The sequence below is a fragment of the Rhizobium sp. 01T417 genome (genome assembly GCF_056398905.1).
Map to the genome: position 1 here is coordinate 1 of NZ_JBFTQH010000061.1, position 24,296 is coordinate 24,296.

Genomic DNA, 24,296 nt, shown 5'->3' on the forward strand with positions numbered 1-24,296 from the left:
GCGCAGTCCTTCGCCGGCTTCGATGGGCGGCGAGGGGTCGAGCGCTATCAGGACGCGCAATGGTATAGTCTTTCGACCGGCACGCCCGCGCTGAAAGATGCGCTGACGGTTATCGACTGCGAACTTGAAACGGTACTCAACCACCATTCACACGCGATCCTTATCGGTCACGTTTGCGCGATTAAAACGCGTGACGATGTCGAGCCGTTGCTCTACTGGACTCATGCCTGCGGCGCGAATCAACAGGTTCAGATGGCAATCCCCCACATCATCGCGTCTCGGCGAGCGCAACAAACAGCGGCGGGCAACCGACCCTGCCTAGATCCGTTAGTCTATGTTGTCAGCCGCGCCGTGCCAGCGACCGCGCGATGTCGACAATATCATCACGGCCAGCGGTTGGATCTTCTCTGTTCCAGGCGATCCCAAGCCCGATCCGGAAGTCGATCCCGCTTACCTTCTTCAGTTCAAAGCCGCGATTGGGAAGATCAAGCGTCCATTCCGGCGCAAAGCCGATGCCAAGCCCGGCAGAGACCAGCGACACCAGCGCATAGGTGTCATCGCAGCTGAAGGCAATGTTGGCGGTGAGGTCGTATTCGGCGAACTTCTCATTGAAGTAGCGTTCCGAAAACGACAGGTTCTGCCGGTTGAAGGCGATGATCTTCTGAGTGCGCAGATCATCGATGGTTATCTCCTCCCTGGCTGCCAGCGGATTGGCATGGCCGACCGCCAGGTAGTAGCGCTCATGCGCAAGCGAGACGAAGCGCAACGAGCCGATGTTTTCCACCGGCCGGATGAAGCCCAGATTGAGCTGGCCGGTCTCCAGGTCGCGGATGATCTCGCCGGTATTGCCAGACGCGATATGGATGCGGACATCGGGATACTTGCGGGCGATCTTGGCAAGGAAGGTTGGCAGCATGCCCATGGTGGCCGGATAGATGCTGCCGATCCTGATCTGGCGGATGCGGCTGCCGCCGGCCGCCCGGGTCAATTCGGTGGTCAGGTCGATGTCGCTTAAGATCCGCACACAGCGATCGTAAAAGGTTTCCCCTGCTCTGGTCAGTTCCACCCGTCTCGTCGAGCGGATGAACAGCGGACAGCCAAGCTCCCTTTCCAGCGACATCACATGATTGCTGAGCGCCGGCTGGGCAATGCGCATCCGGGCTGCCGCCCGGCCGAAGTGCAGTTCCTCGGCCACCGCTTTAAAATAGGAGAGTTGGCGCAGTTCCATTCCGGTCTCACCGAGATTTAGTTCAAGCGCTTTTCGGGCATAAATATTCCACAGGGCGCACTACGCCCAGCAATCTGCGTTGATGGCACTACGGATACAGTGTATTTATATCGAGACTTGGTATTCGTCAATACCCTGTATCGAAATAAATACGAGGTCGTATTTTTGGATCCCACTCAAGCGCGCGCTGCTCGCGCAATTCTGAAGCTTGGTGTACGCGAAGTCGCCGAACTTGCAAAAGTAACCGCCAACACGGTGAGCCGAGTTGAACAGGATGATCCCGGCCCCCGTGGGCCGCAACCTGTTACAATCGAGGCAATAAGACGAGTATACGAATCGCGAGGAATAATATTCTTCGATGAAGGACCCGCTCCAAACGGAGGATCGGGTGTCCGCCTCGCCAGATGACATCCTAAAGTCTTGAGCCCCTAATCTTTCAAGTTCAAGGCTTGTTGCCGACAGCTACAAGATCCAGGCCTGCAGGATCCTCGCGTGCTCACCAATGAAGCCGCGGATCGGCGGCCAGCCTATCGGGTTTGCCACGATCGCCACACGTTCCGACCGGTCAAGGACTACACGACGCGCGAGGTGCGCAATCCCCGCTGGGAGCAGTCCCGGGATTATCACCCGGGCATGGCCGGCGCCTTCGCGCCGCTGAAAGAAATCTGCCCCGATCGGGCGACGCCCGAGTTGATGGAACTGACGGCACGGCTGGGAAGAATGATGTCGTACCGGCAGGCAGCGGCGGTGCTGGCCGAATTCCTGCCCGTGGAGCCGACAGAAACGCATGCCACCGTGCGTAAGCGGACCATCAGGATCGGCGAGCGGCTCGACGACCAGATTGCCCAGGAAGAACGGCGTGCAAGGCCTAATCAAACGGACGAACGGCGCCGGCTTGAAATGCACTTCCCAGTGACCGACGCAAGGAGTTCGTCATCAGCATCGACACGGCTCATGTCAGCAGGGCCGTCTACCATCAGTGCGCCCAGCTTCCTCAGGATGGACTCGTGGCGTCGCTCTAGCTCTGCACCGAAGCTTCGCGCTTGACCGCGACGTCCGCGAGGTCCCGAAGCAGCTTCTCGTGCGTTCGCCAAAAGATGTCCGGTGCCTCCCTGGCAAGTTCGATCCACAGCGGCCCCTGCATGGTTTCTTCGGTCCAGAGATGGCATCCGCGCTCGGTCGGCGTGATGATCCACGCGTGATGGGCTCTGGAGGACGGCGATGCCTTTGGACCGCCAGCCCACGCGATGCGCGTCATCGGTTCGAACTCGACGACCGATGCCGCGACGTCCTGGCCCGCAAGATTAGTCTCGAAGCGGCTTCCAAGCTGCAGGGTCGAGTGTCTGTCGAGGAGTTCGACGCGGGAGACGCCGGGATAGTAGGCTGGCCAGGACAGCGGATCGGTCAGGAGAGACCAGATTGTGGCGGGCGACACCGCCACCTCGAGCTCGTTGGTGAAGTGGATTGGAGAGCGGCTGGGGGCCATATCCGCCGGCCAGTTGATGACTTCGAACATTCCATGTCCTCAGGTTTTGAGCATTCGACCCTCCTATTGGCACTATGGTAACGGCCGATAGGAGGGGTCGCAGGTTGGATCAGACGATCGACCGAACTACGCCGCCATCGACGCGCAGCGCTGCCCCGCTTGTTCCGGAAGCCTGCTCCGAACAGACGTAGACCACCATGTTCGCGACTTCGTCGGTCGTGGTGAACCTGTTGATGAGAGTCGTGGGCCGCATCGTCTTCAGGAAGTTCTGCTCGGCCTCGTCCTGCGTGATCCCTTGCTCGCTCGCCGTCGCGGCCATCCAGTTGCCCAGGATCTCGGAGCGTGTCGGACCAGGCAGGACCGAGTTGACGGTAACCCCGCTCCCGCCGACCAGTTCGGCAAGGCCACGCGACACGGAGAGCTGCGCCGTCTTCGTCATCCCATAGTCGATCATCTCCTTCGGGATGTTGACGGCGGATTCGCTGCTGATGAACACGACGCGGCCCCATCCGCGTGCGACCATCCCTGGCATGTAGTGCCGGGCGGCACGAACGCCGCTCATGACGTTGAGCTGGAACAGGTCAACCCATTCGGCATCCGACTGGTCGAAGAAGCCGTTGAGGTGAGCCGTGCCGACATTGTTCACGAGGATGTCGGCGTCTGGGATCCGGTCCGCCAGAATGGACGATCCTTCCGACGTCGACAGGTCGGCCGCGACCCCTGTGAATTCTGCTTCCGGGAGACGGAGCCGGAGCTCCTTCAACGCTGCGGCGACGCGCTCTTCTCCACGCCCGTTGATCACGACCGACGCGCCCGCACGCGCAAGTCCTTCCGCAATCGCGAATCCTATGCCGGCGGTGGAGCCGGTGACGATGGCCCTGCGGCCTTTCAGTTCTATCTTCATGATGTCGTTTTTCCTTTCAGATTGATCCGGGCGTGGTCTCGACGGAATATCCCGTATGTCTCCTGCGTTGATATCAGGCGATGGCCGCTTCCGCGGCGCCTGCAAGACGTTCGACCCAATCCTGGTGGTACCGGTAGAGGCCGCCGGGGTGGCGACGTCCGAGCATGTCTAGGAACCACTCGCCCTGCTGGGTCTCCTCGGTCAGGACATGGCATCCGTCCTGCGTGGGCGTGATGACCCAGCCGTGGTAGGCGGTGGACCCTGTCGTGTCGCCATCGACCGTAGTCGACCAGGCGAGCCTCCGGTTTTCTACGAACTCCGTCACGACCAGGCTCATAGGGTAGTCGACGGTCACGCGGCTGTATCGGGTACCCATCGCAAGCCCCTTTTCTCCCGACAGGATTTCGACCTGGTCTTCGGCGGGGAAGTAACGATACCAGTTCGTTGCATCAATCAGCAGCTTCCACACCACCTCGGCGGGCGCCTTCACGTCGATGTCGTTGAGCGCGTAGATTGCCGAGATCTTCGGATCATAGCGTTCCGGCCAGATGACATGATCGTACACCGACTCAGCCCTCCGCCTCAAAGAGATCCTGGAAGATCAGCGGTGCCCAGCTCCTGTCCTGCGCCTGCACGAGGCGTCCGCCCTCCGCAATCCTCCCGAGGTTGATGGGTGCGAAGCCTAGCGTGCGGACGATGTCGGAAACCGCCGACACCGCCTGGTCGTCGTCGCCCGACAGAAAGATGACCCGGCGGCCAGCGGCCGTTTGCGGATCCTGTCCGAGAAGGTGGGCGGGCAGGTGATTGAACGCCTTGACGAGATGGGCGCCGGGCATCGACTTCGCCACCACGGCAGACGAAGGTTCGTTGTCGAGGTCGGAAAGCGGCACGCCGTATGCATTGGTGACATCGATGACGATCTTGCCTTCCCAGTCAGCCGCGGCCTTGGCGACGTCGAGGTGCGCCCGGAAGGGGACGGCGAGAATGACGACGTCGGCGGCTAGTGCTTCCTTGAGGCCAACCGGACGAACTGCATTACCCAATCCAGCGAGTGCTGCGGCCGCCGCGTCCCGTCCGCGAGAGTTTGCCACGCCTACGGTAACGCCGCTACGGTCGAATTGGCTCGCGAGAGCTCTGCCGACACTGCCACTTCCAATAATCGCGTAAGTCATGATTGCTCCTGGACGACTGCGTTTTTGCGGAGATGCCGGGAGAAACCTCGACATCGGACGGTGCTCACAACTTAGGTCTTGGCCGTTCATCTGATAAGGTGATATATTGTGATGGAACGTATCTGTTTTTGAGATGGGACGTTGGTAATGATCGAAGGTGTTTCGCTGGACCAGTTGCGGACATTTATCGCCGCAGTGGATGAGGGCAGCTTCTCTGCCGCGGCCAGAAAGCTCAACCGCGCGCAGTCTGCTGTCAGCGGATGGGTCGGGGCGTTGGAGGATCAGATCGGCGTCGCACTCTTCGATCGATCGGGCCGATACCCGGCCCTGACACCGCAGGGCGTGCTGCTGCTCGCCGACGCTCGAAACATCGTCGCCGGGGTGGACACGCTGAAGGCCAGGGCACGGTCGATGACCTCGGGCGTCGAAACGGAGCTGTCAGTGGTCATCGACGTCTTCTTTCCGACCTCGGTCATCAGCGCCGTCGCGAAGGAGTTCGCGAACCGGTTTCCACTGACGCCACTGCGGCTGTTCGTCGAAGGTCTGGGCGCGGCGTATCAGCCCGTTCTGGACGGCCGCTGCATCCTCGGCATCCTGCCGCCGCTGCCTCAGCCGTTTCCGTCCCTCGCAAGTGAGCGTCTGGGTGAACTGCCTCTGATCGCGGTGGCCTCGCCACGGCATCCCCTTGCGCTGTTTCAGGGCCGCATTCCCCGCCAGGAACTGACGAAGCATATCCAGCTCGTCCTGACGGATCGGTCCGACCTCACATCCGGACGAGACTTCGCGGTCGCATCGCCTGCGACCTGGCGGCTGGCGGACCTGTCCACCAAGCACGCCTTCCTCAAGGACGGCGTCGGATGGGGCGGCATGCCGCTGCACATGATCGAAAGAGATCTTTCCGAAGGCGCCCTTTCCGTCCTCGATGTCGACGACATGCCACCCTCAGGCTACATGCTGACGATGTCGGCGTTTCACCAGCCCGCGCAGCCTCCCGGACCGGCTGGCAAATGGTTCGTCGACCGGGTGAAGGCGCTGTGGCACGGTGCGGACATCATCAGATCGGGAATGTCCGCTGGATTGAAGCAGTCGTCACGTTCTGCAACGATACCTGGATCCGCGCAGGCGGCGGACTAAGACCGCATGCTCGGCAACCCACGCTCAATGCCTTGTATAATGGCATCGCGCAAAGGTCGGAACGCGGCTCTTATATCTTCGGCAAGTGCCTGCGGTTGCTCCAGGGCGGCAAAATGCCCGCCTCGGGGCATTTCCGTCCATCGTTCCACCTTGAGGGCTCGTTCGATCCAAGATCGGGGAGGAATGGGCAGCTCCTTTGGAAAATGCGCGACTGCGAAGGGTACGTCGCACGGGACCAGACCTTCCAAAACGAGAGGTGATTTCCGATTCTCCTTGTAGAGGCGCAATGAAGCGTCGATGCTGTTGCCGAACCAGTAGAGGCAGATGTTCGTCAGCAACCGATCAAGCGAAATCAGGTCGTCGAGCCTTCCGTCATTATCCGTCCAGCTTTCGAATTTCTCCAAAATCCAGGCGGCCAATCCGATCGGGCTATCCGCAAGTGCGTAGGACAGCGTTTGCGGCTTTGTTGCCTGAAGAAGCGAGTATCCGCCCTCTTCAGCGGCAAAAGCAGCGGCCCGCTCGTGAAATTCAGTCTCCTCTGCGCTCACGGCTGGTGTGCCAGGGCCGAGCGGCGGACGGAACCCGGCCGATACGTAGTTCAGGTGAACACCGACGACATTTCGCGGATAAAGCACGCCAAGCCATGTCGAGACGCCCGCACCAATGTCGCCGCCTTGGGCAAAGTATCGTTCGTAGCGAAGTATTCGCATGAGATTGTGCCAAAGTTCAGCGATACGGCGACTGTTGGTTCCGGGGCCCGCCGGGGCTGAAAAAAATCCGAACCCTGGCAGCGAAGGAACCACAACGTCAAATGCATCGCGAGGATCGCCACCATGGCTTGCCGGGTCTGTCAGGTGTTGGATGAGCGTCTCGAACTCGAGGAACGAACCGGGCCAGCCATGTGTCAGAACAAGTGAAAGGGGGCTGGGCCAACCCCCACTATGTGAAGGAAGTGAATGGAATAGCCCTGAATGTCTGCCATGAAATGGGGCAACTGATTAAGACGCGCTTCCTGCGCACGCCAATCAAATCCCTCACGCCAATAATCCATCAGCCTGCGCATGAACGGCAGGCTTATACCGTCCTGAGAATCGACCTGAAAAATTCCTCCCGGCAGCCTGGAATATCGAAGCCGCCGCTTGAGGTCGTCGATTTGCTCTTCAGGTATCTCAATTGTAAAGGGGCGCACGGCCTGTCTCCGATAACGCGGCTCTATTGTATTTGCATGCCGCCCAAGAGGTCACGATTCACCCGACTGCTCCGGGACCTCGGTTCAACCGGCGCGAGCCACAAGGACAGTGCTCGTGATGAGGTGAACGAGATGATCCGCTCGCGGTGCGAATGAGGGCTGGTCAACCGCCCAGCCGAGGGCGGTCATCAGGGCAAAGAGGTCGTCCCCGTTCATGTCGGTTCGGGCCGTGCCGTCGGATTGGGCATTCGACAGTAGGCGTGCACTCGTAGCATGTACGGCCGCGCACGATGCGTAAAGCGCTGAGGCGGGGTTCGTGTGGGCCACTGCCATCATGGTCACGACACCCCTGTAGCTCTGGGCGAACTCCAACCATTCCCGAATCCATGACCTCAGCGCTACGTCAGAGGAATGCGACGATTCCAGCTCGACCGCCTTCTGGGCCAGAGAGTCCAGGTTCGTACTCAGCAAGGCCTCGAACAAGGTTTCCCGTGTCGGGAAATGACGAAGCAGAGTGGCTAATCCAACGTCGGCACGACGGGCGATATCGCGCATCGACGCGTCGGAACCATGCTCGATCATCACCTTGCGCGCGACCTCGAGAATGCGGTCGTAATTTTTTTTCGCGTCTGCTCGCATCGTTTTTCCTTGTTAAATGGATCAGCGAACCGTATATGTGGACCACTGATCCAAATAAATGGATCGCTGATCCACTAGATACAATGCCCCCGCGCCGTTGGCAACCGGGCTACCCAGAACGCGAAGAAATCTTCGAAAGAAGCAAGGAGCAGGAACATCGGTACAATCAGTATAATCGGGTCCGGCGGGATGGCCGCGTCGATCGGCAGCTTGGCCGCCAAGGCCGGGCACTCGGTCGAAGTGACCAGTCGAGACGCAACCAAGGCGTGGGCGCTTGCTCTTGAATTCGGAGCTGGAGCAACGGTCGGAGGGTTCGGCGAGGCTCCGTCCGGGGAGATCGTCATTCTAGCGGTTCCTTACTCAGCCGTTCTCGATGTTGTGAGGCAGTACGGCGAAAAGCTAGCGGGGAAGATTCTTGTCGATATCACCAACCCCATCAAACCTGACCTTTCAGGCTTTCTCACATCTCCGGACACGTTTGGAGCAAAGGAGATCGCCCGCGTTGCCCCCGCCGGCGCGGTCATTGTCAAGGCCTTCAACACCCAGAACGCCAACGTCTTGGCGGCCGGTCCAGTCCACGCCCACCCACTGGACGTGTTTATCGCCGGGGACAACGCGCAAGCGAAGGCAAGCGTTTCGGCATTCATCGAAAGCCTCGGACTGCGCCCGATGGATACTGGGCCGTTGACCATGGCCAGGACGCTGGAACATGCCTGCATGTTGTGGCTGGGCCTCATGGCTCATTCCGTCAAGCACGGCAACTTCGCGATCGGCGTCCGCCTTCCCGGTTGAGGGCACCGACAACGCAACTTCTCAGACCACATCACTCACAAGGAACAGTACCATGCACGTTTTCGTCACAGGTGGGACCGGCCATTCCGGTCCGTATATCATCTCCGACCTCATTGCCGCTGGACACGAAGTCACCGGGCTGGCCCGATCAGACACAGCCGCTTCATCGATATCCGCACTCGGTGCGAAAGTCCGTCGCGGTGATATCTCCGACCTCGACGGCCTCAAGGTGGCTGCCGCGGCGGCTGACGGCATTATCCACGTAGCGCATAGACAAGACCTGCTGCCGTCCGGCGGGCTCGACGCCGTAGCCGCCGCAGAAGTCTCGATCATGGTCGCGTACGGTGAGGCGCTAGAAGGGACAGGAAAGCCGCTGGTCGTTTCGGGAAGCATCGGTTCACCCGGCTGGGAAGGACTAGGTCGACCGGCTAGCGAGGAAGACCCGGCTCTTCCAGGAGGCGATGCTTACAGTGGAACCCTACGGGCCCGCAACATCGTGGAAACCACTGTGATCGGCTTGGCGGCGCGGGGGGTACGGTCTTCGGTCGTGCGGATTCCACCTGTCATGCACAGCACGACCGACAAGGCGAACTTTATCCCGCTGCTGATCGGGCTTGCCAAGGAAAAGGGTGTCATGGGCTATCCCGGGGACGGCAACAATCGCTGGCCCGCCGTGCACGCCCGGGACCTTGCCTGCCTGTTCCGTCTGGCCCTGGAGAAGGGTGAAGCTGGGAAATGCTGGCATGGAACCGAGAGCGAGGGGATCCGCTTCCGCGAGATCGCCGAGGCCATCGGCAGCCGTCTGGGCCTTCCCGCGGTTAGCATTCCCGCGGATGTGTTGATGTTGCCAGGATACTTCGGGTTCCTCGCGAACCTCGTGACGCTGGATGTTCCGGCGTCGAACACCATCACGCGACGGGCTTTGGGATGGGAACCCTCTCAGCCCGGCCTGCTCGAAGACTTGGACAACGGCCACTACTTCCCGGCAGCCTAGCCCCTTTGGAACTCATCGAAAGACGCACAGCTCTTAGGAGACGACACATGAGCACTATTAGCATCATCGGCTCGGGAACCATGGCCGCCGCGATCGGCGAGCGTATCGCCAAGGCAGGATATATCGTGGAAGTCATCAGCCGTGACCCGGCCAAAGCAAAGGCGCTCGCCGATCGGCTTGCAGCCGGAGCGACCACCGGGGAATACGGAGCCGCGCCCTCGGGCGACATCGTCATACTCGCCGTGCCATATAGTGGTGTGGCGGCGGTGGTGGCCGATTTGGGAGAGACGCTCTCCGGCAAGGTGATCATCGACGTCGCCAACCCCGTGAACTCCGATCTCTCGGGCCTCGTCACGCCACATGGCAGTTCGGGCGCGGAAGAGATTGCTAAAGGCCTGCCCGCCGATGCACATCTCGTGAAGGCGTTCAACACGATCTTCGGTCACGTCCTTTCGAAGGGCACACGCCTCGATGCTTTCCTTGCTGCCGATGATCCGCAAATCAAGTCCCGTGTGTCGACTTTTCTCGAGAGTCTCGGCCTACGTCCATTCGATGTCGGCGGCCTGCAGACGGCGCAGACGCTCGAAGCACTCGGCCTGATGATGATCGGCCTGGCCAAGAACGGTGCCGGCACCTGGGACTTCGCCATGAACGTCGACATCGGCTGAACCGCCGACACGTCCCCGCCGTCAGTTTGGAACCTTTCGGCGCGGACGACTGCCAGAGCGCGGCTTCCTTTGTCGGCGCCGCGTCAGCGTGTGCTTTGGGTGAACACCATGCCCCCATGGACCCAAACATCAGAAACGGAGGAACCTTATGACCATTCAAGACAACATCCAGATCGTGAAGGACTTCTTTGCCGCAATGGGCAGTGGCGATCAGCAAGGGCTGCTGGCGCTGTCTGCCGAAGATATCGAGTGGGTCATCCCTGGCAGGGACTGGCCGCTGGCAGGAACGCACCGCGGGCATCGGGGATTGCAACACCTGTTTCAGACGGCCTCTGCGGAGATGGAGACTTCGTTTCCTGAACCCCCGGAGTTCGTAGCGCAGGGACACCGGGTCTTGGTCATTGGCTCCGCTACAGGGGCAGTCAAAGCCACAAATAGGGCGTTTGTGGACCACTTCGTCTTTGCAATTACCGTTCGGAACGGCAAACTGACCAACATCCGGGAATATGTCGACACGCAAGAGCTGGCGCGCGCCTCCGCACGTTCATGACCGACATGCGCGTTGGCCGCAATCAGCAGGTACTTCCGTGCGATATCGGCAGCCCTGCGAGACGTGGAGCGTACCCGGCGAGCCTTCCGGATATGAACTCCGTGAAAAGCCGCACTCGCTTGGTCTTGCGTGCCTCCCCTGGGTGAGAAGCCAGGCCGTCCCATACAGGTGCAGATCAGTGTCCGGCACCCTTACCAGAAGGGGATCGGCATCTCCTACGAAACACGGCAACGTCGTGATGCCGATCCCTTGCCGCACCGCCGCGACCTGCGCCTCGAAGTCCGTGGTTCTGAACGGAACGCCCGATGCGCGAGCCTCCCCGTCGCTGGTCCAGGCAGGCACGCCATGGCCGCTTATAGCGATCCACCTGGGTTCCGGCCCGCCCGTTCGCCATGCGGCCAGTCGGTCGGCGGATATGTAGAAGCCTCCGAACACTTCCGCTCCCTTCAGTCCATGAAGATTGAGGGGCAGGGTTTTGCGGTCGTAGACAACGCGGATCGCGACGTCGGCCTCTCGGTTGGTCAGGTTCGCCAGCTCGCCCGACGACGAAACGTCCATCTCGATATCGGGATGAAGACGGGCGAACTCGGCAAAGTCGGACATGAGCAGGTACCCCGCCAGCGGCGAGGGCAGTGTCACCCGCAGAAGCCCGCGCACGCTCTGATCGCGTCCTAAGACACGCGTCTCAAGCTGGCGTGAAGACGCCTCCATTTGCTCGGCGAGTTCCCGCACTTCCTCCCCGGCAACCGTCACCCGGTAGCCGGAAGGCAGCTTCTCGAACATCTGCGTGCCGAGGCGCTCTTCCAGGTGGGCGATGCGCCTAAGAACAGTCGCGTGGTTCACCCCGAGGCGCTCGGCGGCAGCCCGCACCGAGCCCGCACGCGCGACGGCGAGAAAATAGCGAACATCGTCCCAGTCGATCATGGTGCAAACCAGCACCGCGAGGGTGCGCCTTCCAAAAGTTGATTAGGTGACTCTGACAACGATAGCGCGGCTCACACTAAACGGGCCGGATCGTTTTCGTACCACCGTTGTGCGTGTTTCCAGACTGAACGCGTGGACCAAGCAAGTCTATCTTGAGGTCATCGGCCGTTCCAGATGTGCAGGAGCAGCCTGAATGTGGATGTCGCCGGAATGCTGGAAAGCAACATCTCGTCGGCATCCGCCCAACCCCAAAAGGATGCATGAAATGAGCAGACTGAATGGAAAGACAGCCGTCATTACAGGGGGGGGGCGACTGGCATCGGCCTTGCCGCCGCGAAGCGCTTCGTCGAGGAAGGCGCTTTCGTCTTCATCTACGGCCGCCGTCAGGAAGCGATCGACGCCGCGGTAGCCGACCTCGGTCCCAATGCCCGTGGCGTGAAGGGCTCGGTCTCCGATCTGGCCGACCTAAATCGGCTTTATGCGGCGGTGGAGGCCGAGCGCGGAACCCTCGACATTGTCTTCGCAAATGCCGGAGCGGGAAGCCAGCTTGTGCTCGGCAAGATTACTGCCGAGCACATCGTCGAAACGTTCGATACCAATGTGAAGGGTACGATCTTCACGGTCCAACAGGCGCTTCCGCTGATGCGCCAGGGCGGGTCGATCATCTTGACCGGATCGAGCGCCGGAACTACGGGCGCTCCCGGAATGACCGCTTACAGCGCCAGCAAGGCTGCCGTACGCAACCTCGCGCGGACGTGGGCCGAGGATCTGAAGGGCACCGGGATCCGGGTCAACGTGCTGTCGCCTGGCGCAACGGCAACCGAACTTGCAAAGGATGCGCTGGGCGAGGAAGGTCAGAAGGTCTTCGCCTCGATGACTCCTCTCCAGCGTATGGCCGATCCGGCGGAAATCGGGGCGGCAGCGGCCTTTCTCGCGTCGTCTGACAGCAGCTTCATGACCGCCAGCGAAGTCGCCGTCGACGGCGGCCTCGCACAACTCTGACGCACTGTGCTCATCAGCTCGGTTCGATCCCACGAAGCGCCTGATGGGCGGCAACCCCCAGGAGAATATGCATGAGCTACGCTATTATTGGCTTCGTGCAGGACGAAGGAGACTACCTCGACATCATCACGATGACGATGGCGGGCATGGCCGCCGAACAGCTATTCTTGGTTGCTGGGACGGCGTATCTGGAGGTGCAGGATCCGACCTGCACGAAACGACGAAAACCGCCATTGCACTTGAGCGGTCATTCGTGATGGGCCACAAGCTCGCTTCATATGGTCCGATCGACGACAAGATCGCCAGGGAACTCAAGTCGCTCGACGCGACCCTGATGGCGCAGGTTGATGCTATTCTTCGGAAGCAGCTTCACGCCATGACCTTTTTCAACAACCTGCTAGAGGAACGGATGCGCAGCTTCCGCCCAAGTCCAGGAAACGGAAGTTGCGTACCTCCGATCGTCCCGCAGATGGGGCGCAGGAGCTTGGCTATCGAGCCTTAGCACATTTAACTTTTGCGAGCCGCCCGCTTCCGTTTCCACTGCAACGGTCGCACCCGTTCTCATGCCGAGAAGCCCCAATCCCATGAACGATCTTACCGAGACCGTGTAGACAGGAAAGTCAAGGCTCTCGTTCCGGACCACATTGGCCGTTCTTGGAGCACCTGCATCTACGCAGAAGGTCACACGACTGTTTATCGTCACGACATCACCAGGAACATTCCGGGGAGAGTAAATCTTAGCCTGTAACAGCTTCGTTTTGAGCAACCGACTGTAGGCCGTGTCGCGAGGATCCTGATCAAGAATATCTCTGAGGATCGCATGGTCATGGGTCGTTAGGCAGCACTGAAGCGACGTGGTCATGGCATTACTCCTCGGAGCGCATGAGCTCCGGCAAAATTAACTGGATCAATTCAAGCGGCGAACTCGTTGAGAGACAGGATGGAAACCGCGTCTCTGGCAGCCAAATCGAGTCTGCTCTTGGAACAGCAGCATGTTGACTTCGGACCACGCGGAAATTCAGTGGCTCCCTCACGGGCATGAGCCATCTCTCTAGCTTCTTGCGTTCAAGCAAATTGCGGGATGTAGCATCGGCTCCATCTTTACTGCAGAGCTCCATCCCGCGTTTCGTGAATATCTTCCTCTTCGGTTTTCTCAAAGACGAGCCAGGCGGTGCCCTTTACGGCGATCCGTGTCCGACGAGCGTCTTGAATCCGCTCTGCCTGTCGTTTGGTGTAAGGACCCATTGGCTGGGTCTTTTGTCCGCCGCGGCAAACCTGACAGTACCACTCGTTGCCATCGTGCGAGAAGATATCAACTGAGGTAGATGCCTTCTCGGGCTCATTGTTGATAATCTCGTCGGTGAACTTGATTAACCTCGAGTAGTGCCAAGCGGGCTCAATTGGGTGCATCCGAGAAGCGAGATCGTTCGAGGACATCATTGACATAGTTCAGCTCCTTTTCTTTCGTGCGCCGGCCGATCAGTTTGCTGCCGTCGGGAAGATGGGCAGGTCCGAGCCTCGCGCCAGATCAGGCAAGGTTTGGCGTGCGTCAGGCGCGCCATTCACTCCTTGACTATCGAAATGGTGTCGGCCTCTGGGAGCGAAGGGCGAGCTCTATCGGGTCGCCAGCATGTGATCAGTTAGCAGTCTGTTGCACTTGCGATGATTAAGCAAACGAATTTAATCGCTTGTTGTGTGCAATTTTACTGCTCGACTGTTCCGTTCAAGCGGTGTCAGCAATTCCTAAAGAATCCCTTGTTTCGTCTTGCCCCAGTCCGCGAGGAAAGAGGCCAGTCCCTTCTCGGTGAGCGGGTGTTTAGAAAGATTACGGAGCACCCCCGGTGGTATGGTCGCAATATCGGCACCTGCCATCGCGGCCTGATTGACATGCAGAGTGGTGCGAATGGAGGACGCGAGGATTTCCGTGTTGAAGGATGGATCATTGTTGTAGATCGTCCGGATTTCTCGGACGACTTCCATGCCATCCAAGCCGAGATCGTCCAGCCTACCGAGGAATGGTGAGATATAGGCTGCACCAGCCTTGGCCGCGAGCAACGCCTGGTTGGCGGAAAAGCAGAGGGTGACATTAACCTTCAGCCCGCGCTCACTGAGTGCTCGGCGGGCCCGGAATCCATCCCAAGTGGATGGCACCTTGACGGCCACATTTGCCGCAATGCTGGCCAATCGCTCTCCCTCGGCGAGCATGCCGTCGAATTCGATCGCGGTGACCTCTGCCGAGACGGGACCCTCGACCGCATCGCAAATCTCCTTGATCACGTCACGGATCGGTCGGCCGGTCCTTGCGATCAGCGAGGGGTTTGTGGTCACTCCGTCGATAACTCCTGCAGCTGCAAGCTCCCGAATTTCGGCAATGTCAGCTGTATCCACAAAGAACTTCATTGTTTCTCTCCTGCGAAAATCGCCTCAAAGGATGGCGACGCGTTTCTTTTGATTGGTTGGTTCGAGACGGCTAAATTGTTGCAGCCCTGGGCACGCCATATGTCATTGAATATAAAGCAGCAGAGGACCGGCGCCGGTGAGCGGCAAATCTCTGAGGATGAAACGACCCATGAGAACGACGGCTCACGCCGACACACACACCAATGCCGCTGTTTAAAGGGGGATCTTGCCGGCGCATCGCTAAAACCTCCTGTTGACAGTGCGAGGATATCCGACGACTGACGTAGTGTCGGTGCCGCCCACTTATCGGTTGTCGCAACCGTCCAAACCGGCTCGTCCGAAACTCCGCCGCGGCGAGAGGCGAAGGGCGCGCAAAGCATCGTGACGAAGTCGCGAACACCAACGTCGCCTGGCTCTGTTCTCTCATCGACACGGGTGTCCGATCGCGCGGCTAGGAAAAATGCGGGGGGCGTGAAGACGAATCAGAGCAAGACAACTGACTGCGCAGCGCGAGCATCTGAACATTCACCAAAGTTTACCGTGCAACTACTATTTGGCAAACGAATTTGATTGACATTTGAGCGCAATTTTTATGCTATTCCTCGATGGACATTGAACTCGCTCGTACGTTCTTAGAGATAGTTTCAACGGGAAGTTTTATTCGCGCCGCCGAGCGCTTGAACGTTGCTCAGACGACCGTCAGCGCGCGGATTCGTAACCTCGAGCAATTGCTTGGCCGACCGCTCTTCATTCGAAATAAAAGCGGAGCGTCTCTCACGCCGGCTGGCGAGCAGTTCCTGCGCCACGCGCCAACGTTCGTCCAGTTATGGCAGCGCACTCGTCAACAGGTCGCGGTGCCGGCGGGCCGCCGAGCGGTCGCGACGGTCGGGAGCGAGGTCACGCTTGCGCAACCACTCCTGCTGAACTGGGTCAGCTGGATTCGTCAGTCCCTTCCTGATATTGCGCTTCGCGTACATGTCGACGTGCCTCAGGACCTGATCAATCAGGTCGCTTCCGGGATAGTCGATGTGGCGATCATGTATGCGCCACAACATCGTCCCGGCCTCAAAATCGATTTGCTAATGGAAGAAAAGCTCGTCCTTGTGACAACCGAACCCGGAGCGGAGCGCGTTGAGGATACGAATTACGTCTATATGGATTGGGGGCCGGATTTCGTGCTGCACCACGACATGAATTTCCCAGATGTCACACCGGACCTCTCATTTGATCTCGGCCCTCTGGCACTCAGCTATGTTCTTGCGAACGGTGGCTCCGGGTACTTCAGGATGGGCGCGGTGGAGCCGTACGTAGCGGCGGGGCAGCTTCACCTCGTTCCTGAAATGCCGCAATTCTCCTACCCGGTTTACACAGTGAGGTCTGCAACTGCTGACGAGAGCGTCGTGGGCCCTGCCCTAGCGGGGTTACGCGCCATCTCCCAGGCCAACATGGAGGCCTAATCGGTCGCTTCGATCGATGGAAACAGAAGATCGACCGTGGTTCCGGTTCCTCGCTCACTGGCAATGCGTAGATGCCCCCCAACCATCTGCATCGTTGTATGCACCTGCCCTAGTCCCATTCCGGTTCCGTTCTCGCCCTTCGTTGTGAAGAACGGGTCCAGCACTTTTTGCAAAATTTCCGACGGCATGCCACAGCCGCGGTCCATGACGCGAAGGCGCGCATAGGTTCGTGGCGGCTCTTGGCCGGGCGGAGAAACCGTCTCGACAAATCGATCTGTTTTGATCCAAATCTCGCCCCCGTTTGGCATGGAGTCCCGTGCGTTAAGGACAAGATTAAGCACGGCGGCGTCGAACAACGACGGATCGATTAGACATCTTGGGATGCCGGAACCGAGTTCGAACCTAACGCGGGTGCGTGCCCCAGCGCCATATTTGAGGAAAGCCTCGAATGACTTGACAAGTTCATTCAGATCCCAAGCCTTAACTTCGAGTTCATTAAAGTTCGCAAACGCGAGCAACTTGGATGTCAACTCGACACCTCGGTCGACCCCTTCCCGGGCGGCGGCGATATAGGCGCGCACGCTCTGCGGTTGGTGGGCTTTTTGCTCGGCGAGCCTCAGGCCGGATTCGATGATCGCTAGAAGATTTCTGAAATCGTGAGTAATACCGCTGGTCATCTCGCCCAAGGACGCAAGCCGATTCATCGCGCGCTCGCGCTGTTGGGCCGCCTCATCGCGACCGCGATGCTCCGCCTTCCAATGCAGAAAAATCTCCTTCGGAAACGCCATATTTGTCATGGTCATCCCCCCTGTTCACCGACACTGCCATCAGGAAACTCTGGTCCCGGTAAGCACCGTCTTGTTTTATTCGCCCTTGTCGGTAGACAACTGCCGAACCCGTCGACGCCACTCTCTAAGCCTGGCGGACTAGTCGCTTCGCCATTATCTCTTCGACCGTTGGGAACGCTTTGATGGCCTCGTCCGGGAGGCCACGGCTTGCAGCAACCTGCTCCATCCAGCCGCCATGTGCATCTGGTTTGCCGACGATAATGCGACCGACCATTCCAGCGTGCTCGTGGGGAACGCAATAATAGTCGTAAACCCCTTGCTCAGTGAAGGTCACGGAAAAGCTCTCGTCAGGCAGAAGGTAGTCTGAATGCCAGGATTTTGCCGTTTCAGGAACGCGGAGCGGTCTCCCGAAGTTTGCTGGGTGATAGGCGGTCGTCGTATGCGAATTGCCGGGGTTGAGGTTGATCCAACGGACCATCTGACCGGGTTTGATGAGAACACCGATAGGATCGAACCAAACATGCGAGCCATCGGCACGCCCCTGCATCCTAATCTCCACCACCTCTTCAGCCCATACATCTCGCCTGGACAGGGAAAGGGCGGCGAGTAGCCCACCGCCCAAGCACAGCACGTCACGCCGCACGACCGTCATTTGGCGACACTTTCTTCGCCGGCCGCTGCGACATGCCACAGCACCACATGAACATGCGGCTCTTCCACACCTGGATGGCCGGCATTGTAGTAGACATCGACATGGTCGACGTTTCCGCCGGGCGCTGCAAGGTTGTCGAATGACTTATCCGGATTAAGATCCTTGGTCGGCAACATATAGATCGTGCTGACAAGCTTTCCGTCGTGATCGTATGCGAGGAACGGACCGGCCGGCAATGTCGTTGGATCGACGAAGAGCTGGCCCATTCCCGGCAGGAAGTCAGGTAATTTCACCAGCTTGCTAACCTGCTGATAAGGGGCGGCCGGTGGCGAACTAGCGACGTGATCCGCCGCCATAGCACAAAGCGAACTGGCCAGTGTCAGAACAGGTACGAGGAGAAGCTTTTTCATCGAGAGACATCCTTTTTCGTTCAAACTGGCGATCGCCTACATTCCCGCAGCTCGGCTGCCTGCACGACCTGTCGGGTATAGCCATTCAAGCGCCAGGGGGTAACATTAGTCCAACGAAATAAACTGGCATTTCAATGCAGTATTTTTGCATTTGAATGGGCTCGGCCCTCAACTACTATTGCATAGGGCAAGGATATTCCTATCCGTCTGGCGCTAACCGAAAGTAACCTGAACGCGCGATCGCGAACTAAACTTAGATTCGAGATTTTTTACACTCGCTTGATTTCACAAAATCTCTCACCATCTTTTAGTTACCATGATTACTTACATACACCAGCGAGACCCAGGACGCCTCAAAGCAGGCCTCTAGCCCGGACGCGAACGCACCGACTTCACGTCCGGGCTCGCCAGCACCTCAATTCAATGTGACACCGCGGCAGACGGAGTGCCAATGCACTTCGATTGCACTTGCGCGGCTCGGCTTAGAGGCAACCATGATGATTTTCAGAAACCTGTCGAAGGAAGCAATTTTGCTTGACCTTATGACAAAGGGAAAGCGTTCGGCACTGTCGAAAATTGCTGTCAAGATTGCGCAAAGAACTGGACTCGATGATCGGGTCGTCTTTCGGCGCCTCTGGAAGCGTGAACGCACCGGCCCTACAGGTATTGGCCACGGTATCGCCGTCCCGCATGCTGTGTTTCAATCGATCTCGTGTCCTGTTGTGTCGTTCGCGCGATTAGCGACTCCGATTAATTTCGGCAGCGCTGACGGCGACCCCGTCGACCTTGTTTTCACTCTGCTCTGGCCTCGCGTTGCCGCTGCCACCTTCCTGCCTGCGCTCGCCGAACTATGCCGGGTTGTTCGGGCACCTCGAATGCGGAAGGGATTGCGACTGGCACGGTCCTCCGACGAGGTAATGGCAATCCTATACGGTGACCAAAGAGCGACTAACGAGCGCCCCATCTCCGACCGTGCCGCTACCCGGGTGTCGCTTAGTTGAACCAAAAAAGAGAGGCGTAAGGAAAAAATGAAGAAACACGTCAGGAACCCACGAATGCCGTCAATCGTGATTGGCGAGGCAGATCACCAGCGATTGACCAACCTTGTGTTCGGCGGCGCTGGCCGCCTTGCCGTGATTTCGGATGGTCTTTTGCGTGAGCTCGAACGTGCACGCGTGGTTGCCGACGTCTCGGTGCCCTGGAATGTCGTGCGCATGGGATCGACGGTAGAGTATGAGACTGACACCGGAGATGCGCGGAAAGTCACCCTTGTTTTCCCGAAAGACGCTGATATTTCCGACGGAAAGATATCCATCCTCACTCCCATCGGGACTGCCCTCCTTGGTCTGGCAGCAGGCCAGGCGATGCACTGGACCGCACAAGATGATCGGCAGCACAAGCTGACGGTTTTGGCAGTTACCGGTATGTCATAGCGCATTATGAAGGTGAGTTCGCGTTTGCAATCAGACCGAGCGAGAGTTGCAGCGAGCGTTCGTCAGGCCACCTTACTGTGCCCACTTGGGCAAAACGCGTTCTTCAACGGAGAGTAAATTATGATCACTGGATCCCAATGTCGTGCAGCACGGGCACTTATCGACTTCTCGCGCGAGCGTCTCGCAATATCTGCCGGCGTTAGCATCGAAACCATCGTGCATTTTGAGCGCAAACTCGCGAAACCAAGTGAGGATGATGTGTTTGCACTGCAATCAGCTTTGGAAAACGCCGGCGCTGTCTTCATTTCTGACAACGGCCGCGGCATCGGTGTGCGCCTGAAATTCACAAAGTCTGAAGCTAAACGTATCTCCATACTGGAAAACGAAGGCGGCATAGTCGCACCCGACCGAGTTCCGTAAGTGACGTCAGGTTAAAGCATTCGCTGTTGCCGAGTCCTGGTTCACGTCATGCGGGCGGGCGCCACGGTTCGGTATCCGAGCTTGAGTCCCAAGTCGCTTGCCCAAACACTCGCTGCTTGGGCTGTAGCCGGTAAAGTTCGAAACGGGCTGTGGGATAGGTAACCGTCCGTGAGGGCTCTTTCCAATTGCGAAAGGCCCCATCTTCATCGACAGACGGTTGGGTCGGATCGGGGCTGTTGCCCTCGACCCGTCAGTTCGCCGTCGACGGCGATCGCAGTTGCGATAGGTCAATGAAATGCTCTGTGAGGGCTAGTTTGACCTCGCCGCTTGGAGGATGTCAGGATGAGAGCCGAGAGCGCATTGCAGGTCTAGCCAGCCACAGACGCAAGGGAAAAGCACACTGGATCCCGGACGGAATGTGCCATGCCGCGCACGCTCACCGGCTTCATCTTCACGATGGGTAGCGTCCATCAAACAGTGCTGCTCCTGCTTTCGATCTTCCTCTTTACCGTCAGTATCCTGCCGCTCGAGGTTCAGAGAAGGATTATCAACGGCGCAACGGAAGGCTCTGGCGTCAATAGCATCCTGGTGTTGGCATTGGCCTACCTCGCACTCGTTCTGACCGAAGGGAGTGTGAAGCTGACTCTTAACATCTATCGTGGCTGGATTGGCGAAGTGGCCATCCGCTGGCTGCGGATGGCGGTTCTTGACGCGCGAAAACAGCGCGTGGATGAACAGACGACGCTGGCGGAAGGCGTTGAAATATCCATCGTGCTCGCCGAGGCCGAGCCGGTCGGCGGATTTGTCGGCACCAGCATCTCCGAGCCTGTCCTTCAGGTGGGTGTTCTTGCGGCCGTCGGCAGCTACATGATCTATGTGCAGCCGTTCCTGGCGCTGGCTGTCGCAGCGGTATTCATGCCCCAACTTATCCTAGTCCCCATTCTCCAGAGCCTCATCAATCAACGTGTCAAGACGAAGATAACGGTCATGCGACACCTCAGCGAAGAAATGGTGGAGCGCGATTCCACATCGAAAGCATCGCACAATCAGGCGGCCCGCGTTCAAAGGCTGTTCTCGACAAACATGAGCATTTACAAGCTCAAATATTCATTGAATTTCCTGATCAACCTAATGCTTCACCTCGGATTCGCCGGGATATTCGCGCTTGGCGGCTACTACGTCATCACTGGCAAAACAGAGATTGGAACTGTCGTGGCCTTCATTGTCGGCCTCAACAAGATCTCTGACCCTTGGGGAGCATTGGTGGATTGGTATCGTGACCTCAAAGTCACGCAGGTCAAGTATGGGCTCATCCGGGACGCCAGCGTCGTCGAAACATCGGACGAGTCGCGGTCTGATGCCGTCATACCGACGTGATTTCGTCGGAGCGACGCTGCCTACATCATAGGGTCAGTATTCCCCCGCGTCCCCCTCAGGCAGCACCTCTGACAACCGCGTGAACTCTGGTCACGAGGTTTTTCGGCTAGCCCGCGATGGCTAAGGGGACGTCTGGCTATTGCGCCCTTCCGATCTTGATAATCGATGGCCGGCATTCCTTGATGAGCGGCATCGTTTGGCTGAAACACTACCGGGAGCACGCTTCTGCCACAGCCGCGTCGAGCACGCCCAACGCATAGTCGATCGTAGTCTTCTCGTCCTCCGCACGTAACTTGAGCGGCCGGCATCTTTCCTTAAGATCGCGCAAGACCCGCCCTCGGACTTTGAAAATCGTATGCTTGTGCCCGTGTTTCAGAAGTTCTTCCAAACAAGCGACGGCAACCACTTCGAACACCAGCAGCTTTCCTTCAATTTCGCCTTGCGTGGGGATCGCCATGTGTTCATCGCCTCGCTTGAAGTCCCGCTCCGTCGACAGCATGGTCGTTCCTCCTTTGCCTTCGGGTTATCTTCGTCAAACTCCGGCGCACGCCCGAACATGCGCGGAAGATAGCCCGGCTTTTCGATCGGCCGATTTATTCAAGCGCGCCGGCATTTAAGAGTTGACGTCCGCGAGGAGCTAATGCGGCGGGCGATGTCGGCAAGGCGACCGTCCCCGCTAGCGTCGATGCCATTATCGCTGCTAACGCACCGACTTCTCATGATGTTGTGCTCAAGTATTCTTTGGCGACACTGATGTCTCCATTTCCGCTATTGCAAGGGTTGAATGAGCGTAGGCGCCGCCGGCCCGCATCTCGGCTGCGACCCAGATCGCCTCCATCAATTCCTCGCGCGAGGCTCCCTGTCGAAGGGCCGCTTTAGTATGACCTCGAATGCAATAGGGACATTGCGTGACATGCGCGACGGCGACGGCAATAAGCTGCTTGACCTTTGTAGGCAAGGCGCCCTCGGCAAAGACCTTCTGGCTAAACGCCTGGAAGGCGGCATCAGTCTCAGGCGCCAGTTCGCGACGCTTCTGTGCAAACTCCCAGGTGGACGATGGATACATCGTTTCGGACATCAATATCTCCGTACGCAAGGTACCGTGGGAATTTTTGTAGAGCTGACCAAAAAAGGAAACGGACAGATCCGCTTCCCACGGCATCCAGTTTGGTCTCAGGCTACGGCAATTCGGTCCACCACCAGCTTTACACCCGGTGCTGACCACGCCGCACGTTCAGCAGCACTGCGTTCCGACCATAGGCTGACACGACCTTCAAGCGTGACCTTGCCGTCGAGCACGTTTACCTTGACGGCGGCCGCTTCAACTTCGGCATTGCGCTTTAGTGCATCTTCGATCCGCCTCTTGACATCAAAGGCCGAGGCATGCGGCTTGACGGCGATGTTGTTCGCAACGCCGAACACACCCGCCAGACCTTTGACCGCATCAGAAGCGGCGTTCTTCTGATACTGCCACTCCACGTCACCGGTGAGAGTGACCCAGCCTCTCTGGACCTTAACCTGGACAACATCCACCGGGATGGCGGTGTTCCAGTTAATCATGTCCAGCGCTCGTTTGGCGATCTCGTCGTCTTCGGTTCTATTAGAGCCGAACGGACGAACTTCGATCTCCTCGGCAATCCCCTTGACGCCCTTGACCCGGCACACGGCGTCCTCGACTTTGGTCTTTTGGAAGTAGGTGGGAACGTGCCCGGTCAGCGTGACGATGCCGTTCTCGACGGCCACGCCGATATTCGCCGCATCGACGCTCGGTTCGAAGTTAAGCTCGTCGACGATATCCTGCCTTAATGTGTTGTCATTCATGACAGTAGCCTTTCTGTTTAGTCGGAAGATTTCACCTTGTCTGCAACGGATTCCGCCGTGACGATTGGCGATCGAAGTTGCGACGAACGCGTTTAGACAGGCTTACCAACTAGCACCCAGATGCACCTCCGCATCCAGTGGCCCAATCATACCGCGCCGCGCATCTATGTGACAAATGAATAGGATTACGATTTGAATACAATATTTATGATAGGTGTCTCGAGCTAGGCAGCCGACCGCGACAACACAAGAACCTCACTCTTGGCCCGGTTCATTTCGATTGTCAGACAGAACGAAGCACTAGGCTTTCCGGACATCCACCGAGCTTCGCGCCAAACCCGCTGCGGGGCGTCAGTCGCGGCAGGTCCTAATGCCACACACTTCTATCGCATTGTCTGTAGTGGACAGATAGCGAAGATGGCGCGCGAAATAACCCAAGGCGATGTTGGTCGTCGACGGCCTCCCCGCTCTGTCCAAGGGATGACGGATGCGCAAAAAAATGGTGCGGTGCTATCGCAGAGCTCGGTGTTTTCCACGCAATCACGTCGCGCGCAAGCCATCGACCTGACATTTCGATGCGAGCTTGATTGGTTTTTCCGGCCATAACCATTCCTCGGCCGCTCTACTTCGTCCCGCCGTCGTCCTCCGGAGGGTCAGGGGGCTGACCCTCAGAAAGCTGCCGAAATGAATGATTCCAAAACAGGCGGGATCGTGTCCACTGCAGTGGTGTAACTGGACGGCTCTGGTCCCATGCTCTCCGGCGTGAGCCGGACTGATCAACGTGCCACTGCCGGCAAGCTGATCAGAGGATCATCGCTCATCTGGCCGATGGTTTCTAGGGTCATGTAACGAGCCC

The 24,296-nt window shown here is 58.5% G+C and carries 29 protein-coding genes and 3 pseudogenes; 14 read left to right on the forward strand and 18 right to left on the reverse strand.

Annotation, left to right across the window (positions count from 1 at the left end):
- A pseudogene (locus AC1DPR_RS29890) lies at window positions 1–219 on the forward strand (flavin reductase family protein); the annotation flags it as partial.
- A 121-nt stretch (window positions 220–340) separates the two neighbouring features.
- On the opposite strand, the gene AC1DPR_RS29895 reads toward AC1DPR_RS29890, so the two are convergent.
- A complete protein-coding gene (locus AC1DPR_RS29895; RefSeq protein ID WP_477817825.1) occupies window positions 341–1,228 on the reverse strand; it encodes a LysR family transcriptional regulator in 888 nt (295 codons plus the stop codon).
- Between the two features lie 492 nt (window positions 1,229–1,720).
- Between AC1DPR_RS29895 and AC1DPR_RS29900 the strand changes: the two genes are divergently transcribed.
- On the forward strand, window positions 1,721–2,275 hold the full coding sequence (locus AC1DPR_RS29900) for a hypothetical protein (RefSeq protein ID WP_477817826.1): 555 nt from the start codon (window positions 1,721–1,723) through the stop codon (window positions 2,273–2,275).
- On the opposite strand, the gene AC1DPR_RS29905 is transcribed toward AC1DPR_RS29900, so the two are convergent.
- From AC1DPR_RS29905 to AC1DPR_RS29920, 4 genes are all read right to left on the reverse strand, one after another.
- Complete coding sequence (locus AC1DPR_RS29905; RefSeq protein ID WP_477817827.1) at window positions 2,247–2,744, reverse strand: SRPBCC domain-containing protein; 498 nt, start codon at window positions 2,742–2,744, stop codon at window positions 2,247–2,249. The genes AC1DPR_RS29900 and AC1DPR_RS29905 overlap by 29 nt on opposite strands.
- A gap of 79 nt (window positions 2,745–2,823) precedes the next feature.
- On the reverse strand, window positions 2,824–3,618 hold the full coding sequence (locus AC1DPR_RS29910) for an SDR family NAD(P)-dependent oxidoreductase (protein ID WP_477817828.1): 795 nt from the start codon (window positions 3,616–3,618) through the stop codon (window positions 2,824–2,826).
- Between the two features lie 73 nt (window positions 3,619–3,691).
- Entirely contained in the window at window positions 3,692–4,183 is a 492-nt protein-coding gene (locus AC1DPR_RS29915; RefSeq protein WP_477817829.1) for an SRPBCC family protein, read from the reverse strand.
- A 4-nt stretch (window positions 4,184–4,187) separates the two neighbouring features.
- Window positions 4,188–4,790: an NADPH-dependent F420 reductase gene (locus tag AC1DPR_RS29920; protein ID WP_477817830.1), complete on the reverse strand. Its 603-nt coding sequence runs from the start codon at window positions 4,788–4,790 to the stop codon at window positions 4,188–4,190.
- 147 nt (window positions 4,791–4,937) lie between these two features.
- Between AC1DPR_RS29920 and AC1DPR_RS29925 the strand changes: the two genes are divergently transcribed.
- Complete coding sequence (locus tag AC1DPR_RS29925) at window positions 4,938–5,924, forward strand: LysR family transcriptional regulator (protein WP_477817831.1); 987 nt, start codon at window positions 4,938–4,940, stop codon at window positions 5,922–5,924.
- On the opposite strand, the gene AC1DPR_RS29930 is transcribed toward AC1DPR_RS29925, so the two are convergent.
- From AC1DPR_RS29930 to AC1DPR_RS29940, 3 genes are all read right to left on the reverse strand, one after another.
- Window positions 5,921–6,832, reverse strand: coding sequence for an alpha/beta fold hydrolase (locus tag AC1DPR_RS29930; RefSeq protein WP_477817851.1), 912 nt, complete (start codon window positions 6,830–6,832; stop codon window positions 5,921–5,923). The two genes, AC1DPR_RS29925 and AC1DPR_RS29930, sit on opposite strands and share 4 nt — an antisense overlap.
- Complete coding sequence (locus AC1DPR_RS29935) at window positions 6,829–7,113, reverse strand: epoxide hydrolase N-terminal domain-containing protein (RefSeq protein ID WP_477817832.1); 285 nt, start codon at window positions 7,111–7,113, stop codon at window positions 6,829–6,831. The genes AC1DPR_RS29930 and AC1DPR_RS29935 overlap by 4 nt, the downstream gene beginning before the upstream one ends.
- Before the next feature lie 84 nt (window positions 7,114–7,197).
- Entirely contained in the window at window positions 7,198–7,752 is a 555-nt protein-coding gene (locus tag AC1DPR_RS29940; RefSeq protein WP_477817833.1) for a TetR/AcrR family transcriptional regulator, read from the reverse strand.
- Window positions 7,753–7,926: 174 nt separating this feature from the next.
- Here AC1DPR_RS29940 and AC1DPR_RS29945 point away from each other — a divergent pair, with 174 nt between their 5' ends.
- From AC1DPR_RS29945 to AC1DPR_RS29960, 4 genes are all read left to right on the forward strand, one after another.
- Complete coding sequence (locus AC1DPR_RS29945; protein WP_477817852.1) at window positions 7,927–8,544, forward strand: NADPH-dependent F420 reductase; 618 nt, start codon at window positions 7,927–7,929, stop codon at window positions 8,542–8,544.
- Window positions 8,545–8,596: 52 nt separating this feature from the next.
- The gene (locus AC1DPR_RS29950; protein WP_477817834.1) at window positions 8,597–9,538 is read left to right on the forward strand and encodes an SDR family oxidoreductase; all 942 of its coding nucleotides are present in this window, start codon (window positions 8,597–8,599) and stop codon (window positions 9,536–9,538) included.
- 47 nt (window positions 9,539–9,585) lie between these two features.
- A complete protein-coding gene (locus AC1DPR_RS29955; protein ID WP_477817835.1) occupies window positions 9,586–10,206 on the forward strand; it encodes an NADPH-dependent F420 reductase in 621 nt (206 codons plus the stop codon).
- Between the two features lie 148 nt (window positions 10,207–10,354).
- Complete coding sequence (locus tag AC1DPR_RS29960; RefSeq protein WP_477817836.1) at window positions 10,355–10,756, forward strand: nuclear transport factor 2 family protein; 402 nt, start codon at window positions 10,355–10,357, stop codon at window positions 10,754–10,756.
- 22 nt (window positions 10,757–10,778) lie between these two features.
- On the opposite strand, the pseudogene AC1DPR_RS29965 reads toward AC1DPR_RS29960, so the two are convergent.
- Window positions 10,779–11,680 (reverse strand): annotated as a pseudogene (locus AC1DPR_RS29965) (LysR family transcriptional regulator).
- Between the two features lie 265 nt (window positions 11,681–11,945).
- On the opposite strand from AC1DPR_RS29965, the pseudogene AC1DPR_RS29970 reads away from it, so the two are divergent.
- Together AC1DPR_RS29970 and AC1DPR_RS29975 are read left to right on the forward strand one after the other, a co-directional pair.
- A pseudogene (locus AC1DPR_RS29970) lies at window positions 11,946–12,682 on the forward strand (SDR family NAD(P)-dependent oxidoreductase).
- 71 nt (window positions 12,683–12,753) lie between these two features.
- Window positions 12,754–12,939 carry a hypothetical protein gene (locus AC1DPR_RS29975; RefSeq protein WP_477817837.1) on the forward strand — a complete coding sequence of 62 codons (186 nt, stop codon included), beginning with the start codon at window positions 12,754–12,756 and terminating at the stop codon, window positions 12,937–12,939.
- A gap of 140 nt (window positions 12,940–13,079) precedes the next feature.
- Here AC1DPR_RS29975 and AC1DPR_RS29980 read toward each other — a convergent pair whose 3' ends face one another.
- The 3 genes from AC1DPR_RS29980 to fsa form a co-directional block, all read right to left on the reverse strand.
- A complete protein-coding gene (locus AC1DPR_RS29980) occupies window positions 13,080–13,544 on the reverse strand; it encodes a GreA/GreB family elongation factor (protein WP_477817838.1) in 465 nt (154 codons plus the stop codon).
- Between the two features lie 239 nt (window positions 13,545–13,783).
- Window positions 13,784–14,128 carry a hypothetical protein gene (locus tag AC1DPR_RS29985; RefSeq protein WP_477817839.1) on the reverse strand — a complete coding sequence of 115 codons (345 nt, stop codon included), beginning with the start codon at window positions 14,126–14,128 and terminating at the stop codon, window positions 13,784–13,786.
- 297 nt (window positions 14,129–14,425) lie between these two features.
- The gene (gene fsa, locus AC1DPR_RS29990; RefSeq protein WP_477817840.1) at window positions 14,426–15,082 is read right to left on the reverse strand and encodes a fructose-6-phosphate aldolase; all 657 of its coding nucleotides are present in this window, start codon (window positions 15,080–15,082) and stop codon (window positions 14,426–14,428) included.
- Window positions 15,083–15,687: 605 nt separating this feature from the next.
- Between fsa and AC1DPR_RS29995 the strand changes: the two genes are divergently transcribed.
- Window positions 15,688–16,539, forward strand: a complete 852-nt coding sequence (locus AC1DPR_RS29995; protein ID WP_477817841.1) for a LysR family transcriptional regulator — start codon at window positions 15,688–15,690, stop codon at window positions 16,537–16,539.
- Here AC1DPR_RS29995 and AC1DPR_RS30000 read toward each other — a convergent pair.
- From AC1DPR_RS30000 to AC1DPR_RS30010, 3 genes are all read right to left on the reverse strand, one after another.
- A complete protein-coding gene (locus tag AC1DPR_RS30000; RefSeq protein WP_477817842.1) occupies window positions 16,536–17,336 on the reverse strand; it encodes a two-component system sensor histidine kinase NtrB in 801 nt (266 codons plus the stop codon). The genes AC1DPR_RS29995 and AC1DPR_RS30000 overlap by 4 nt on opposite strands.
- A gap of 115 nt (window positions 17,337–17,451) precedes the next feature.
- Window positions 17,452–17,874, reverse strand: a complete 423-nt coding sequence (locus tag AC1DPR_RS30005; RefSeq protein ID WP_477817843.1) for a plastocyanin/azurin family copper-binding protein — start codon at window positions 17,872–17,874, stop codon at window positions 17,452–17,454.
- Window positions 17,875–17,975: 101 nt separating this feature from the next.
- Window positions 17,976–18,389, reverse strand: coding sequence for a DUF5602 domain-containing protein (locus tag AC1DPR_RS30010; RefSeq protein WP_477817844.1), 414 nt, complete (start codon window positions 18,387–18,389; stop codon window positions 17,976–17,978).
- A gap of 497 nt (window positions 18,390–18,886) precedes the next feature.
- Between AC1DPR_RS30010 and AC1DPR_RS30015 the strand changes: the two genes are divergently transcribed.
- From AC1DPR_RS30015 to AC1DPR_RS30030, 4 genes are all read left to right on the forward strand, one after another.
- Window positions 18,887–19,390: a PTS sugar transporter subunit IIA gene (locus tag AC1DPR_RS30015; RefSeq protein WP_477817853.1), complete on the forward strand. Its 504-nt coding sequence runs from the start codon at window positions 18,887–18,889 to the stop codon at window positions 19,388–19,390.
- Window positions 19,391–19,444: 54 nt separating this feature from the next.
- Complete coding sequence (rnk, locus tag AC1DPR_RS30020; RefSeq protein ID WP_477817845.1) at window positions 19,445–19,822, forward strand: nucleoside diphosphate kinase regulator; 378 nt, start codon at window positions 19,445–19,447, stop codon at window positions 19,820–19,822.
- 120 nt (window positions 19,823–19,942) lie between these two features.
- On the forward strand, window positions 19,943–20,242 hold the full coding sequence (locus AC1DPR_RS30025) for a helix-turn-helix domain-containing protein (RefSeq protein ID WP_477817846.1): 300 nt from the start codon (window positions 19,943–19,945) through the stop codon (window positions 20,240–20,242).
- A gap of 423 nt (window positions 20,243–20,665) precedes the next feature.
- Complete coding sequence (locus tag AC1DPR_RS30030; RefSeq protein WP_477817847.1) at window positions 20,666–21,619, forward strand: ABC transporter ATP-binding protein; 954 nt, start codon at window positions 20,666–20,668, stop codon at window positions 21,617–21,619.
- A 208-nt stretch (window positions 21,620–21,827) separates the two neighbouring features.
- On the opposite strand, the gene AC1DPR_RS30035 is transcribed toward AC1DPR_RS30030, so the two are convergent.
- The 3 genes from AC1DPR_RS30035 to AC1DPR_RS30045 all read right to left on the reverse strand — a co-directional run bounded on the left by AC1DPR_RS30035 (window position 21,828) and on the right by AC1DPR_RS30045 (window position 23,440).
- Window positions 21,828–22,118, reverse strand: a complete 291-nt coding sequence (locus tag AC1DPR_RS30035) for a hypothetical protein (protein WP_477817848.1) — start codon at window positions 22,116–22,118, stop codon at window positions 21,828–21,830.
- A 231-nt stretch (window positions 22,119–22,349) separates the two neighbouring features.
- A complete protein-coding gene (locus AC1DPR_RS30040; RefSeq protein ID WP_477817849.1) occupies window positions 22,350–22,697 on the reverse strand; it encodes a carboxymuconolactone decarboxylase family protein in 348 nt (115 codons plus the stop codon).
- A gap of 95 nt (window positions 22,698–22,792) precedes the next feature.
- Entirely contained in the window at window positions 22,793–23,440 is a 648-nt protein-coding gene (locus tag AC1DPR_RS30045; protein ID WP_477817850.1) for a BON domain-containing protein, read from the reverse strand.
- Window positions 23,441–24,296: the final 856 nt, after the last annotated feature.

Excerpts from the sequence above, each read along its gene's own strand:
- AC1DPR_RS30005 (WP_477817843.1), bottom strand. The coding sequence starts at position 17,874 with ATGCAGGGGCGTGCCGATGGCTCGCATGTTTGGTTCGATCCTATCGGT.
- AC1DPR_RS29940 (WP_477817833.1), bottom strand. The coding sequence starts at position 7,752 with ATGCGAGCAGACGCGAAAAAAAATTACGACCGCATTCTCGAGGTCGCG.
- AC1DPR_RS29950 (WP_477817834.1), top strand. The coding sequence starts at position 8,597 with ATGCACGTTTTCGTCACAGGTGGGACCGGCCATTCCGGTCCGTATATC.
- AC1DPR_RS29905 (WP_477817827.1), bottom strand. The coding sequence starts at position 2,744 with ATGTTCGAAGTCATCAACTGGCCGGCGGATATGGCCCCCAGCCGCTCT.
- AC1DPR_RS29960 (WP_477817836.1), top strand. The coding sequence starts at position 10,355 with ATGACCATTCAAGACAACATCCAGATCGTGAAGGACTTCTTTGCCGCA.
- AC1DPR_RS29980 (WP_477817838.1), bottom strand. The coding sequence starts at position 13,544 with ATGACCACGTCGCTTCAGTGCTGCCTAACGACCCATGACCATGCGATC.
- AC1DPR_RS29955 (WP_477817835.1), top strand. The coding sequence starts at position 9,586 with ATGAGCACTATTAGCATCATCGGCTCGGGAACCATGGCCGCCGCGATC.
- AC1DPR_RS30035 (WP_477817848.1), bottom strand. The coding sequence starts at position 22,118 with ATGCTGTCGACGGAGCGGGACTTCAAGCGAGGCGATGAACACATGGCG.
- AC1DPR_RS30025 (WP_477817846.1), top strand. The coding sequence starts at position 19,943 with ATGATCACTGGATCCCAATGTCGTGCAGCACGGGCACTTATCGACTTC.
- AC1DPR_RS29925 (WP_477817831.1), top strand. The coding sequence starts at position 4,938 with ATGATCGAAGGTGTTTCGCTGGACCAGTTGCGGACATTTATCGCCGCA.
- fsa (WP_477817840.1), bottom strand. The coding sequence starts at position 15,082 with ATGAAGTTCTTTGTGGATACAGCTGACATTGCCGAAATTCGGGAGCTT.
- AC1DPR_RS30030 (WP_477817847.1), top strand. The coding sequence starts at position 20,666 with ATGCCGCGCACGCTCACCGGCTTCATCTTCACGATGGGTAGCGTCCAT.
- AC1DPR_RS29975 (WP_477817837.1), top strand. The coding sequence starts at position 12,754 with ATGAGCTACGCTATTATTGGCTTCGTGCAGGACGAAGGAGACTACCTC.
- AC1DPR_RS30040 (WP_477817849.1), bottom strand. The coding sequence starts at position 22,697 with ATGTCCGAAACGATGTATCCATCGTCCACCTGGGAGTTTGCACAGAAG.
- AC1DPR_RS29920 (WP_477817830.1), bottom strand. The coding sequence starts at position 4,790 with ATGACTTACGCGATTATTGGAAGTGGCAGTGTCGGCAGAGCTCTCGCG.
- AC1DPR_RS29995 (WP_477817841.1), top strand. The coding sequence starts at position 15,688 with ATGGACATTGAACTCGCTCGTACGTTCTTAGAGATAGTTTCAACGGGA.
- AC1DPR_RS30010 (WP_477817844.1), bottom strand. The coding sequence starts at position 18,389 with ATGAAAAAGCTTCTCCTCGTACCTGTTCTGACACTGGCCAGTTCGCTT.
- AC1DPR_RS30015 (WP_477817853.1), top strand. The coding sequence starts at position 18,887 with ATGATTTTCAGAAACCTGTCGAAGGAAGCAATTTTGCTTGACCTTATG.
- AC1DPR_RS29895 (WP_477817825.1), bottom strand. The coding sequence starts at position 1,228 with ATGGAACTGCGCCAACTCTCCTATTTTAAAGCGGTGGCCGAGGAACTG.
- rnk (WP_477817845.1), top strand. The coding sequence starts at position 19,445 with ATGCCGTCAATCGTGATTGGCGAGGCAGATCACCAGCGATTGACCAAC.
- AC1DPR_RS29985 (WP_477817839.1), bottom strand. The coding sequence starts at position 14,128 with ATGTCAATGATGTCCTCGAACGATCTCGCTTCTCGGATGCACCCAATT.
- AC1DPR_RS30045 (WP_477817850.1), bottom strand. The coding sequence starts at position 23,440 with ATGAATGACAACACATTAAGGCAGGATATCGTCGACGAGCTTAACTTC.
- AC1DPR_RS29910 (WP_477817828.1), bottom strand. The coding sequence starts at position 3,618 with ATGAAGATAGAACTGAAAGGCCGCAGGGCCATCGTCACCGGCTCCACC.
- AC1DPR_RS30000 (WP_477817842.1), bottom strand. The coding sequence starts at position 17,336 with ATGACAAATATGGCGTTTCCGAAGGAGATTTTTCTGCATTGGAAGGCG.